The 13386-nt window shown below is 59.8% G+C and carries 11 protein-coding genes; 6 read left to right on the top strand and 5 right to left on the bottom strand.

Annotation, left to right across the window (positions count from 1 at the left end):
* Positions 1 to 22: 22 nt before the first annotated feature.
* From ACX82Z_RS00120 to ACX82Z_RS00140, 5 genes are all read right to left on the bottom strand, one after another.
* Entirely contained in the window at positions 23 to 1621 is a 1599-nt protein-coding gene (locus tag ACX82Z_RS00120) for a phytoene desaturase family protein (RefSeq protein WP_459586127.1), read from the bottom strand.
* Between the two features lie 61 nt (positions 1622 to 1682).
* The gene (locus ACX82Z_RS00125; RefSeq protein ID WP_459586128.1) at positions 1683 to 2783 is read right to left on the bottom strand and encodes an ABC transporter ATP-binding protein; all 1101 of its coding nucleotides are present in this window, start codon (positions 2781 to 2783) and stop codon (positions 1683 to 1685) included.
* On the bottom strand, positions 2780 to 3568 hold the full coding sequence (locus ACX82Z_RS00130) for an ABC transporter permease (RefSeq protein ID WP_459586129.1): 789 nt from the start codon (positions 3566 to 3568) through the stop codon (positions 2780 to 2782). The genes ACX82Z_RS00125 and ACX82Z_RS00130 overlap by 4 nt, the downstream gene beginning before the upstream one ends.
* Positions 3565 to 4431 carry an ABC transporter permease gene (locus ACX82Z_RS00135; RefSeq protein ID WP_459586130.1) on the bottom strand — a complete coding sequence of 289 codons (867 nt, stop codon included), beginning with the start codon at positions 4429 to 4431 and terminating at the stop codon, positions 3565 to 3567. Before ACX82Z_RS00135 ends, ACX82Z_RS00130 begins: the two co-directional genes overlap by 4 nt.
* 50 nt (positions 4432 to 4481) lie before the next feature.
* Positions 4482 to 5540, bottom strand: coding sequence for an extracellular solute-binding protein (locus ACX82Z_RS00140; protein WP_459586131.1), 1059 nt, complete (start codon positions 5538 to 5540; stop codon positions 4482 to 4484).
* 296 nt (positions 5541 to 5836) lie between these two features.
* Here ACX82Z_RS00140 and ACX82Z_RS00145 point away from each other — a divergent pair, with 296 nt between their 5' ends.
* From ACX82Z_RS00145 to ACX82Z_RS00170, 6 genes are all read left to right on the top strand, one after another.
* Complete coding sequence (locus ACX82Z_RS00145) at positions 5837 to 7111, top strand: NAD(P)/FAD-dependent oxidoreductase (protein ID WP_459586132.1); 1275 nt, start codon at positions 5837 to 5839, stop codon at positions 7109 to 7111.
* A 55-nt stretch (positions 7112 to 7166) separates the two neighbouring features.
* Positions 7167 to 7532 carry a cupin domain-containing protein gene (locus tag ACX82Z_RS00150; protein ID WP_459586133.1) on the top strand — a complete coding sequence of 122 codons (366 nt, stop codon included), beginning with the start codon at positions 7167 to 7169 and terminating at the stop codon, positions 7530 to 7532.
* A 60-nt stretch (positions 7533 to 7592) separates the two neighbouring features.
* Positions 7593 to 8228, top strand: a complete 636-nt coding sequence (locus ACX82Z_RS00155) for a helix-turn-helix domain-containing protein (RefSeq protein WP_459586134.1) — start codon at positions 7593 to 7595, stop codon at positions 8226 to 8228.
* A 253-nt stretch (positions 8229 to 8481) separates the two neighbouring features.
* Positions 8482 to 10080, top strand: a complete 1599-nt coding sequence (locus tag ACX82Z_RS00160; RefSeq protein WP_459586135.1) for a long-chain-fatty-acid--CoA ligase — start codon at positions 8482 to 8484, stop codon at positions 10078 to 10080.
* 37 nt (positions 10081 to 10117) lie between these two features.
* The gene (locus tag ACX82Z_RS00165) at positions 10118 to 12205 is read left to right on the top strand and encodes a 3-hydroxyacyl-CoA dehydrogenase NAD-binding domain-containing protein (RefSeq protein ID WP_459586136.1); all 2088 of its coding nucleotides are present in this window, start codon (positions 10118 to 10120) and stop codon (positions 12203 to 12205) included.
* Positions 12198 to 13379, top strand: coding sequence for an acetyl-CoA C-acyltransferase (locus tag ACX82Z_RS00170; protein ID WP_459586137.1), 1182 nt, complete (start codon positions 12198 to 12200; stop codon positions 13377 to 13379). The genes ACX82Z_RS00165 and ACX82Z_RS00170 overlap by 8 nt, the downstream gene beginning before the upstream one ends.
* The last annotated feature ends 7 nt before the right edge of the window (positions 13380 to 13386 follow it).

Consider the following 13386-nt stretch of genomic DNA (forward strand, 5'->3'; position numbering starts at 1 on the left):
CCTCGAATGATTGTCGATGGTTTCAGACCGCTTTCCTGCGGAAGTCCTTGAGTATTTCATGGGCCGCATTGCGTCCTGGAATACCGGAGACGCCGCCGCCGGGATGGGTGCCCGATCCGCACATGTAGAGATTGCGCACAGGCGAACGGTAGTTCGCATAACCTGTCGCGGGTCGCTGCGAGTAAAGTTGGTCGAGGCCGAGGGTGCCGTGATAGACGTCACCGCCCGGCAGCCCGTATTCCTGTTCGAGATCCTTCGGCGACAGCACTTTGCGGCCGATGACGCTTGCCTTGAAACCCGGCGCGGCGTCATCGATCGTCTGGATCGCGAGGTCGGCCAACTTGTCCTTTTGATCGTCCCAATCCATACCGTCGGGAAGGTCGGGATTGCACTGCTGAACCATCATGTGAGCAACATGCGTGCCGGGCGGGCAAAGGGTCGGATCGACCGTCGATTCGAACGCCATCTCGATGACGGGCTTTCTCGACCAGCCGAGACGCTTTGCGTCGTCATAGGCGTTGTCGAGATATTCGAGCGTGGGGCTCAGGCAGACCGACGCTCCTTCGAAGCGCGCTTTCATGCCACCCGCAATTCCCCTAAAGTTCGGCAGCGCGGACAAGGCGACATTCATGCGCACGACGCCGGAGCGGCACCGGAAGTTTTTCATATGCCGGACGAAATCGGCAGGCAGTTCGGCCTCATCGACCATGTCGGCGAACATCGTCGTGGGCGCCAGATTGCCGACCACCGTTTTGGCGCGATACACCGTTCCATTCTCAAGTACGACGCCGACCGCCTTGTGGTGCTCCACGATGATGTTTCGCACAGGTGACGAAACCTTGATCACGACGCCCTTGGCCACGGCCGACCGGGCCATGGCCTGGGTGACGGCACCCATGCCTCCTTCGGGAATTCCCGCCGGCCAACGCGGCTCGAGCTTTCCCATTGCAAAATACATCATGATGAAGGCAGTGCCGGGAGTGAACGGCCCTTGGAAATTACCGATCGCCGAACTGTATCCGAGCGCACCCTTGATCCGCTCTCCTTCCAGGAAATCGTTGAGCAGATCGCCGACACTCGACGAAAACATCCGCAGAAGCATCGAACGACCGCGACCTGACAGGCCTCTCATGCCACTGGCCATGCCCACAGCGCGCAAAGCCTCGCCAAAGCCTCCGGCGTGGTTGACCGGAAGCTTCGTCAGCATCGGCCGGACGACCGAAGCGACCTCCATCAAGGCGGATTGAAGCTCGCCATATGCTTTCGCGTCGCCCTTGGCCCGACGATCCAGTTCCAGATCGTTCTCGGCCTGATCGGCCGTCAGGCACAGTGGGTCGCCTTCGAGGTCGGCGTAAATGCGCTCGCCCCGCGCTTTCAGGATTTTCAGGCCATGACGTTCGAGTTCCAGATCCGCGACGACTTGCGGGTGCAACAGCGTGACGACGTAGGAAAGGGTGGAGTTCTTGAAGCCCGGATAGAACTCTTCGGTAACGGCGGCTCCGCCGACGATGTGACGCCGTTCGAGTACCAGAACCCGAAGCCCGCCCGCTGCCAGATAATGCGCGCAGGTCAATCCGTTGTGGCCGCCGCCGACGATAATCGCATCGAAATCTTGTGTCATCACCATTCCCGAAACCATCGCTCAACCTTTGACAACCGTGATCCCGCCGTTACGGCCAGCGTCAGGCATCCGCCTCGTCGCGCAGGATGCTGCCGGAGGAGGCGGACCAGCAGATTTCGACCTCGTCGCCATGGGCAATGCCGGAATCTTGCGATCGACCGCGCGCCAGCATGACCGTGCCGTCTGCCAGCACGATTTCGAATTTGGTGGCAGAGCCCACATAGATGAGCTCGCGCACACGCCCTTTTAAAATGTTGTCAAACGCGGTTTCGGTCGACCCGATCGGCTTGACCGTGACGTCTTCGGGACGAAGCAGAAGTGCATGCGGACCCTCGTTCGCCGGGCACATGTCACTCAGAATCTCATGGCCGCAGACAGTCATCCGCGCGCGACCGTCCTTGACCTGGCAAGGCCCACGCAAAACGGAACTTTCGCCTATGAACTTGCCGACGAACAACGTTTCGGGACGCTCGTAAAGATCGCGTCCCGTTCCCACCTGCTCGATCCGTCCCTTGTTGAACACCGCAATGCGGTCGGAAAGGACGAGAGCCTCTTCCTGATCGTGGGTCACATAGACGAATGTGCTGCCCAGTTCCCGGTGGATCCGCTTGATTTCAAGCTGAAGGGTCTCGCGCAGCTTCTTGTCGAGCGCGCCAAGCGGTTCATCCATGAGCAGGACCGAAGGTGCGAAGACCATGGCTCTGGCAAGCGCTACCCGCTGCTGCTGCCCGCCCGACAATTCGCTGGGATAACGATGCGAAAAGGCATCCAGTTTGACCTTTTTCAGAACCTCGGTCACCGCGAGATCGCGCTCGCGCCTTGGGACAGACCTCTGTCTCAGAGGATAGGCGACGTTGGCGGCCACCGTCATGTGCGGAAAAAGCGCATAATGCTGGAACACCACACCGATATTGCGTTTGTGCGCCGGCACCTTGTCGAGTGCTCGCTCTCCCATCTGGATCGAGCCCTGATCGTTGTCCGTAAACCCGGCGATCATGTTGAGCGTCGTGGTCTTGCCGGATCCGGACGGCCCGAGAAAGGACATGAATTCGCCGGGACGGATGTCGAGCGAGACATCTTTCAATGCGACGAACGTGCCGTATGTCTTGCTGACATTGTCGATCCGTATCGCCGAACCGGCCACCTTCGGTTGATCCATCATTTCCGTCTCCTGGAAGAGCCGATCAGCAGGCCGGCGCCGATTATCAAAGTGGTCGCCGCAAAGGTCAGGGTTCCCAACGCGGCAACGGTCGGGTCCGACTCTCTGGTCATGGCGCTGTAGATCTGGACCGGCACTGTCGTCAGGCGCGGGCTGGTGATGAACAGCGCGACGATGACTTCGTCGAAAGAGGTCACGAACGCGAACAGCATGCCCGAAAGAATCCCGGGCATGATCAGCGGCATGGTGACGGTGAAAAAGACCGACAGGCGGGTTGCGCCAAGACTGGCGGCCGCCAGTTCGAGCCGCCTGTCGAACACCGACAGGCTCGCCCCCACCGCTATGACCACGAACGGCAGCGCCAGTAAGGTGTGCGCCAATACGTAACCCGTCCACGTGCCGACCAGATGCGCATCGAGGTAGACGGCATATATGCCGACGGCCAGAACGACACCCGGAACGATGATCGGCGTCATGATGATCAGGCGCAGCAGGCCACTGGCGCGCGATCCCAGGCGCTCGAGGCCCAAAGCCGCCATCGTGCCTATAATCGTCGCGACTACGGCAACGATGCCGGCAAGCTGGATGGACGTCATCAAGCTTCTCGACCAGTTTCGGCTCGTGAAGATGTTCTCGTACCATTGCAGAGAATATCCGGCCGGCGGGAAGGCGAGCGATTGCCTGTCGGCGAATGAGATCGGAATGATGACGAGCGTCGGCGCGATGAGCCAGAGCGCTATCAGGATGCAGGCGAGACCGAGCAGAACGCGGCCCATCTTGCTCTTCATTTGCCGCTCCCCGAGACTGTGTAGCTGCGCTTCATGAACGGGGCTGCGGCTATCAGGACCAAGAAGGTCGCGACGAGAAGAACCACGCTCATCGCCCCGCCCTGACCCCACGAAAGGAGCGAGAGCACCTGCTGCTGGATGAGGGTCGACAGCATCGTGCTGCTGGGGCCACCGAGCAGCAGAGGGGTGATGTAAAAGCCAAGCGAAAGAATGAAAACGATCGTCGCGCCGGCATATACGCCGGGTAGCGTCAGGGGCAGATAGATCTGCCAGAACGACCGGAACGGAGTAGCGCCCAGGCTGCCGGCGGCGGTGAGCAATCGAAGATCCACACCGCGCATGACTGAATAGAGCGGCATGATCATGAAAGGCAGGAGAATTTGGACCATGCCGATCGTCACGCCAAGCTGCGTGCGGATGAGCTGTACCGACCCGATTCCGACCCATTGCAGAAACTGGTTTATCGGCCCGGAATTTTGCAACAGTATCACCCAGGCAAATGTGCGCACGATGCCCGACACCCAGAACGGCACCAGCACGCACAAGATGAGAACGATACGTAGCTTGCGCTGTGCCACCGACATTGCGAACGCATACGGATAGGCGACGATGACTGAGAAGATCGTCACCAGAAAAGCGATCTTGAACGTTCGCAGCAGAACGACGAGATTGACCTCGGTTCCGAAGAACCAGCGATAGTTCTGCAGCCCCGGTTGAGGCATCGTGAAGCTCTGGGTGATAACGACCAGAAGCGGCACGAGCAGGATGCCGGCCAGAACGGCTAGGGCCGGCATCACCAAAAGCCAGGCATTCACACGACGCCCGATCTCGGATCGGTGCGACAGAGCTTTCAACGCAGCCATAGGCCCGATCCTCAGTCGAATGGTTTACATCAAGCGCGGCGGACTACGTTTCAGCCGCCAGCGATGAACGCGCCCCACTTCTCCGTGAGTTCGGTGTTGTGCTCGACCCAGTATTGCAAATTCATCCGATACATCGATGCCTGCCGGTCGGGCGTATTCGTCATCCATTCGGCGGTCTGGGCGTCCACCTCCGGTTTCGCATCGAGATTGATCGGCGAATAGGAGGTCTTTTCGGTCAGGATCTCCTGTGGTTCCTTGCCAAGATAGGCGTTGATCAGTGCGTAGGCTGCGTCGACGTTCGGCGCTCCTACGGGAATTGTCAGCTGGTCCATGACCACCACCCAGTCGTTCCAGACCGGCGTGTAATTGGCGCCGTTCTTGAGCGCTGCCATTCCTCTGCCCGACCAGACGATCGCCATATCCGCCTCTCCGGCTTCCATGATCTGCTGCGACTGGGCGCCCGTCGTCCACAAGATGAGGTCGTCGCGCATCCCACGCAGCTTATCGAGCCCGCGATCGATGTCGGCGGGAAAAAGCTCGTCCGCAGCCACGCCGTCATTAAGCAATGCAAGCTCGATCAGATATGGCGCGGGATCGCCGTAGCCAGGAATCGCGCGCGTACCTGGAAAATTCTCGGTATCGAAAAAATCCGCCCACCCTTTTGGCGGATTGTCGCCATAGACATCATTCTTGTAGACGAGAACGACGCCATAATTCATGGCAGGGACGCTGCACTCGCCGACCTGTCCTTCGGGTATTTTGGAGACGTCCAGACGGCTGAAATCCAGTTTCTGGAAAATGGTGCCGCAGTGTACATAGGGAAGGGTGTCGCCGGTATCTACGACATCCCACATGACATTGCCGGACTGAACCTGTGCCTGGATTTTCGCCAGTTCGGTCGGCCCGTCAGAATATAATTCAACGCCGGACTTTTCGACAAAATCGTCGAGGGCGGCAAGTTGGCCGTCCTGATAGATGCCACCATAAGATACGAAGGTGACGCTTTGACCGTCGAGCGAGCCTTCGGCAACCTCACCGGCCACGGGTCCCTGTGCCATCGCCGATACCGTCTGCATCGCGAGTAGCGTCAATGCCAATCCCATTTTCATCTGCAACTCCTTTTCCCTCTGTTGGTGCTTGCAGTTCCGCGGAAAGCCGACCGAAGGAAGGCGCAGGCGGCAGAAGCATCGGTGTGCAGCGTACGGCCAGCATAGCCGTCGCGATTGGCCCTTCTGGTCGTCGGAGCCTTGATCGGTAGAAAATAATATCGAACTTTTTTTTGCAAGATAAAAATTTTGCTGGAAAATTATCGGCCTATCTGCAATGAAGCAGCGTAGTTTTTCCATCAAACGCATGAGCGGTTCTCGTTCACGGTAGGCGCGGGTGGGTGCTGGAGACCATTCAAATGCTAAAGCCTCTCTACCAGGAAACGGCACAGCCACTCGTCGTCAGTTCGACCCTCGACGGCGCGCATATGGCCGATGTGGTGGTGATCGGAGGGGGCTATACCGGTCTTTCGACCGCCCTTCATCTCGCGTCGGCAGGCGTCGATGCCGTGGTCCTTGAGAAGGCGGAAGTCGGCAACGGTTGTTCGGGACGCAATGGCGGTCAGGTCAACCCAGGCCTCAAGCTATCGCCCGACGAAGTGGAGGCGCACTGGGGCGCGGACCTTGGCCGGCGCATGAATGCGATGGCGGCTGAAGCACCGGACCTCGTCTTCGAACTGATCGAACGTTACGCGATCGACTGCGCCCCTTCGCGCACTGGAACGGTGAGGGCGGCAAAGGACGATGACGGGCATCGGCTCGTCCAGGAACTGGCGCGTCAATCGCAGGCGCGTGGCGGACCGGTCACCTATCTGGACGCGGGCCGCATCGAAACCATGACCGGCACGTCGGCTTATAGAGGCGGCGCGTTCGACCCCACCGGCGGGCATGTGAACCCACTCGGCTTTGCACGCGGTCTAGCGCTGGCGGCACAAAAGGCGGGGGCACGGATTTTCACGCGCAGTCCGGCTCTGAACCTTAAGAAAGCCGACGGACGCTGGATCGTGTCGACCCCGAACGGCCAGGTGTCGGCGCGCGAAATCGTCATTGGCACGAATGGCTACACCGATGATCTTTGGCCGAACATGCGCCAGTCGCTCATCCCGATCTACAGCTATATCGTGGCGAGCGACGTGCTGCCTGCGGATATTGCAGCGCGTATCATGCCTGCGCGGCCGGCCCTGTTCGAACTCGGCTGGGATGTCGTCTACTATCGCGTCGACGATGGCGGTCGTCTTCTTATGGGAGGGCGCGGCCCCCAGCGCAACGCCCAGTCGCCAGCCGACTACGCGCCGTTGATAGACTACGCGCGAAAGCTGTGGCCCGAACTCGAGAAGATTGCATTTCCCTGGGCATGGTACGGCCAAGTCGCCGTGACCAAGGACCATTTTCCTCACCTCGTTATCCCAGAGCCGGGCGTGCACCTCATGTTCGGATATAATGGTCGCGGTGTGGCCGTCGCCACCGCAGCCGGCCGCATGATCGCGGGGCGCATAGCCTCGGGCGGCAGCGCGCAGATCGACCTTCCGGTTCGCGAGGGTCTCGACCCGTTTCGTTTTCATCGTTTCTGGCGGGTCGGCGCAACGGCAACCATCGGCTGGAAGCGGGCGGTCGACAGGTTCACGCGCCGCTGAATCAATTAACGAATAACCCAGACAGAAGGCTACGATGTCAAACGCCGAGACCACCATGAATCCTACTTTGCTGACCGATTCCACTCTCGCTTTTTCAGGCAGGAGAATCGTGCCGGAGGAAATCAGGATCGATGGCGCTCCCAACTCCCAGAGCTGGTCTGCGACGTTGGCCGGGGCCTCTTCCAACATCCGATACGGAATCTGGGAGGGCGAAGTCGGTGCGGCGTCGATCGCTTCCTACCCGCATGACGAGGTGTTCGTCGTGCAGCGCGGGGCGGTGCGCATGGAAGGCGCGAACGGATATACGCTCGATATCGGCGCTGGCGAGGCTTGCTACATTCCATGTGGGTGGGCGGGTATATGGCGGAATGTCGAACATGTCGCGAAGACGTTCGTCATCGTGGAAAAGGACGGCGTCTAGACTTCATGACGACTGCGGCTGATGCGTCGATATTGGAAATCCGGCTTCGGAAATATATGAATGGCACTCATGCGAGAGGAAGCCGTGGCCAAACTTGCCGATGAGGCTCAAAACAGCGACGAGATCAACGCGACGGTGCGTGAGATCGGCATGCGTATCCGGCTGCGACGCAAGGTAAAGCGCATGACGCTTGCGCAACTTGCGTCCGCTACCGGAATTTCGATTACCCAGCTTAGCCATATCGAACGCGGAAACACGATGCCGTCGATCGATAAGCTCGTCTCGCTATGCAATGCTCTCGATATGCACCTGAACTGGTTGTTCGCGTCGAGTTCGCCCGATCCCTCGTCGGTCGAGGCAAACTATGTGATCCGAAAGAACGCGCGCCGTAAACTCTTTTACAAGCAGAATGGGATGCTGAAGGAAATGCTGACCCCGGACAGCATTTCGGACCTGCAGATGATGCGCATGGTTCTCACTCCCGATGGAAAGACCGGCGACGCGCCTTACAACCAGGACACGGGTGCGAAGGCCGGCATCGTCCTGCAGGGAGAGCTTGCCCTCGAACTTGACGGTGAAGTTCTGATCGTTGGCGAGGGCGATTCGTTCGCGTTCGAAGCGACCCGAATGATGCGGTTTTGGGCCAACGACGTCGAAACCGAAATTTTGTGGATCACGTCGCCGGCGTTTTACTGAACGTCTGTGTCGTCATGAAAATCGACCGTAGCTGCCAGTAGCGCGCATCGTATCAATCGCCAAATTCGATCGCCAGCTATTTGCCGGACCGGACGATAGTCTCGTGTCCAACCGGTCTTTGCCGGCTATTTCGAGACCCCGTATGGCTTGGCTCCTCCTATGTCTTGACGGATCGATTTCGTCGAAATACAAAATGCAAAACATATTTTTGCATTTGGAGGGTGCTTTGGGAGGAAATCCGATCCGAGGGTCGATGATGGTCGAGCAACTCAATGTGCTCGACATCCTCAGACACGCGGCGACCGTCTTTCCCGATCGCGAGATCGTGGACCGTGCGCCCGATGGCACCTTACAGCGGAAGACTTACAGCGAGGCGTTCCAGCAGGTTGGTCGACTGACGAACGCATTGGCCGAGCTGGGTGTCCAGGCAGGCGACCGGGTGGGCACGGTCGCCTGGAGTACGATTCGCCATTTCGAACTGTTTTACGCCATTCCCGCTATCGGCGCGGTCTGCCACACGATCAATCCGCGCTTCACCCGTGAGCAGATCGTCGATACGATAAACCGTGCGGGCGATCGCGTGCTTTTCGTCGACCCCGATTTTCTGGAACTCATCGCGGATTTGCGTGGCGAGTTCCATACCGTCGAAACGATCATCGCGCTTTCCAGCTCGGCCATCGATGGGGTTCCCTGTTACGATGACCTGCTGAAAGGGCAGGCGGCAGATCACGACCGGCCGGCATTCGACGAGCGTTCCGCCGCGTTTCTCTCCTTCACTTCCGGCACGACGGGCGCGCCCAAGGGCGTTCTCTACAGTCATCGTTCGGTGGTTCTGCACGCGATGGGCAATCTGGCGAGCGGCGTGAAGCCGCAGCGCCATGAAAGCTGTGTCATGCCGATGGCATCGATGTTCCACGTCACCGCATGGGGACATCCGTTTCTCTGCCCGATGGTCGGCAGCAAACTCGTTCTGCCGGGTTCCCGGCTTGACGCAATCTCCTGCTACGAACTGATCGACAAGGAATCCGTTACCCTGGCGTACTGCGTTCCAACTCTTCTGGAGCGCATATTCGCATATGTGAGCGAGAACGAGCTTCATTTTCACAGCCTGAAGGCCGTTGCTTGTGGCGGCGCACCGACGCCGCGCAGCCTGGTCAGGACAGTCGAGGAAAAATACGGCGTGGAATTCATCCCTGGCTGGGGCATGACCGAGACATCGCCGACGGGTGCGGCTGGATATAAGGTCGTCGGTCAGCCCGAGGATCGCGAAAGCGAAGTTTACTGGCGCAACCGGAAGAAGAACCGCGCCGTCTTCGGACTTCAGATGAAGATCGTCGATGAAGATGAAAACGAACTGCCCCGGGACGGCGTCGCCAGTGGCGAACTCGTCGTGCGGGGAAACTGGGTAGTTGGCGAATATTTCGGCGACCCGGATTCACGTCAAAGCTGTTTTACCCGTGATGGCTGGTTTCGCACCGGCGACGTGGCAACGATCGACCGGCATGGGCGCATGGAGATCGTCGATCGGATCAAGGATCTCATCAAATCGGGTGGTGAATGGATCAGCTCCATCGAACTCGAACAGGCCGCATTGAGGCATCCTGCCGTCGAGCAGGCCGCAGCGGTGGCGGTCCCGGACCCCAAATGGATCGAGCGGCCGGTAGCGTTCGTGTGCCTCGGCAATGGGCTTTCGGCGACGGAAGATGAGATCAAGGAAACGATGCGGCAGGCGCTCGACCAGAAGTGGAAAGTGCCGGACCGCATCATCATCGTCGACAGCCTGCCGCATACGCCCACCGGAAAAGTCGCCAAGAGGTTGATCCGGGAACGGTTCTCCTCCGGCTCGATATAGTCAGATGGGAGTTGGCGAATTGTCGTTTGCAAGAAGCATGACCCGAAACGGCATCGGCGTCGTTTCCATATCGAATCCCCCCGTTAACGCCATGAGCCCCGGTGTGCCGGATGACATATACCGTCAGCTCGCCGCCCTGCTGGATGATCCGGGCGTCTCTGCTGTCGTGTTGCACGGCGACGGCGGTGTGCTTGCCGGCGCGGACATCTCGGCGCTCGAAAAGGCGTGGCCCGCTTCGAGCCGGACGATGCGCGACATCTTCCCTCTCATCGAGGCCAGCTCAAAGCCCGTCATCGCCTATCTTGAAAGTCAGGCGCTCGGCGGTGGCCTCGAACTTGCCATGGCCTGTCATTTCCGCGTAGCGCATGCTGGCACGGCGCTCGGCCAGCCCGAAGTGACGCTCGGGATGCCGCCCGGATCAGGGGCGACGCAGCGCCTGCCCCGGCTTGTCGGTTTTGAGGCTGCAACCGAAATGATCACGTCCGGACGACCGATAAGCGGCGACCGCGCTTTTGCGCTGGGTCTGGTCGACGGTTTGGTCGGTAAGGACGATTTCGACGCCGTTCTGGCGTTCGCCGTCAAGGCGGCGGCCGACGGCAAACTGCCTCTGGCGCGCAACCGTGATATCGTCCCGCCCGATCCGGCTTTCTTCGCCACGACCCGCATGTCCCTGTCAGCGAAGTCGCGGGGGCAGAACGCGCCGCTGAAAAGCCTCGAATGCATCGAGAAGGCCGCGCTCCTGCCGGTTGACGAAGGCGTCAGGTATGAGCGCAGGGTTTTCGAAGAATGCGTGGCCAGCGACGAAGGCCGCGCCCTGAGGCATCTGTTCCGGGCGGAACGCAAGGCCCGCCTTGTTCCGGGCGTAAATAGAGATACCGCGACGCTACCGATCGCTTCGGTTGCCGTCATCGGCTCCGGGACGATGGGAAGCGGTATTGCCATTGCTTTTGCGGATGCCGGATTTCCGGTCAGGCTTCTCGACACCAATCCCGAAGCACTTGCTCGTGCGGTGCGCGTCATCGCGGCGAACTACGATACCGCACTCGGCAAGGGACGACTGACCGCCGCGCAGGCGGCCGAACGGAAAGCGCTGATCGAGCCGGTCGACGATTTTGCGCACATCGCCGGCGTCGATCTCGTCGTCGAGGCCGTTTTCGAGGATATGGACGTCAAGAAAGCGGTCTTCGCGCAACTCGATCGCCACTGCAAGGCCGACGCCATTCTGGCGTCCAATTCGTCCTATCTCAACCTTGACGAAATCGCGGATACGGTTCCGCAACGGCGCGAATATGTGATCGGGATGCATTTCTTCGCTCCCGCGAACATTATGAAGCTGCTTGAGATCGTGCGCACGAAAGCAGCATCGCCGACCGTGCTCAAAACCGTCGTGAAAATCGGGGCGCGGATCGGCAAGAAAGTCGTCGTCGCGGGGGGCTGCCATGGCTTTATCGCCAACCGGACTTTCGCACTCTACATCCGCGAAGCCCAGTTCGCTCTCGAAGACGGAAGCAGTCCGGCTGCCATAGACAAGGCGCTGACTGATTTCGGAATGCCGATGGGTGTATTCAGCGTTCGGGATCTTTCCGGTCTCGAGATCAGTTGGCGGATTCGCAACCAGTTTCCCCAGATGCGCAACCCGCCTGGCCGCTACTGCACGATCGATGACCGCCTTTGCGCCATCGGCCGTTTCGGACAGCGTTCAGGTGCCGGCTATTACCGGTACGAAACAGGTTCACCCAAGCCGCTGCACGATCCGGTCGTGGATGAACTCGTTGAACGCAGCGCAAGCGAGGCGGGGATCGAACGGCGTCTGATATCCGATGAGGAGATCATCGAGCGCAGCTTCCTGATTGCAGTCAACGAAGCCGCGAAAATCTTGCAGGAGGGCATCGCTCAGCGCGCCAGCGACATCGACCTGGCCTGGGTGCATGCCTACGGCTTTCCCGCCCGGCATGGTGGCCTGATGCACTGGGCCGACCGGATGGGACTGCCCACCGTGCTGGAAAAGGTTCGCGGCTTTGCGCACGAGAGCATTTACTGGGAGCCGGCCGAACTGCTTGTCGAACTCGCTCAAAGCGGCAGGACATTCAGTGATTATGACGAAGGGAGAGAGAGCAATGCGTGAAGCGGTCATCGTTTCGACGGCGCGAACACCGATAGGAAAGGCGTTTCGCGGCGCGTTCAACAATACACATGGCGCAACGATGATGGGGCATGCGCTTTCGCACGCCGTCGAGCGTGCCGGTATCGATGCCGGCACGCTGGAAGACGTTGTGATCGGCTGCGGCTATCCGGAAGGAGCGACCGGGTTCAATATCGGCCGGCAAAGCGCGTTGCGCGCCGGCTTCCCGGTTACGGTGTCGGGAACGGTCGTCAGCCGGTATTGCGGTTCTGGCCTTAACGCCGTCGCCCATGCAGCCCAGCGCATTATGCTCGGCGAGGGCGACGTTATAGCGGCCGGCGGCGTGGAAAGCGTAAGCCTTGTGGCCCGCAAATCCAACGGATCGAACAAAGCAGAGCCATGGCTGGAAGACCATGTGCCGCATCTTCACACGCCGATGATCGAAACCGCCGAGATCGTTTCCAAACGATACGGCATCGATCGGTACGCGCAGGACGCCTACAGCCTCGAGAGCCAGCGCAGGACCGCATCCGCGCAGGAGATGGGCCTGTTCGACGACGAAATCGTCCCTTTGGAAACGACGAAAGCCGTCATCGACAAGGAGTCCGGGCAGACGCGGTACGAGTCCGTATTGCTGACGAAGGACGAGGGCAACCGCCCCGAGACGACCTATGACGGTCTTGCCAACCTTGCGCCGGTCATGGGCGATGGAGGGGTCGTTACTGCCGGCAACGCATCGCAGTTGTCGGATGGGGCGTCTGCCTGCATTCTCATGGAACGCGGTCATGCCGAGAAGTTGGGCATCGCTCCGCTGGGCATTTTCAGAGGCTTCGCCTCGGCCGGGTGCGAGCCCGACGAGATGGGCATCGGCCCGGTCTTTGCGGTTCCCAAGCTTCTCGAGCGGCACGGGCTGAAGGTTTCCGATATCGATCTGTGGGAGTTGAATGAAGCTTTCGCCGTTCAGGTTCTCTACTGCCGCGACAAGCTCGGAATTCCTGGCGATCGCCTCAACGTCAACGGCGGCGCGATCTCGATCGGCCATCCGTTCGGCATGAGCGGATCGCGCATGACGGGCCATCTGATGCTGGAAGCCAGACGACGAAACGCGCGATATGCGGTCGCCACCATGTGCGTGGGCGGCGGGCAGGGGCTTGCTGCTCTCTTCGAAGCACTCTGACAGGAAC

The organism is Aliihoeflea sp. PC F10.4, assembly GCF_054612275.1.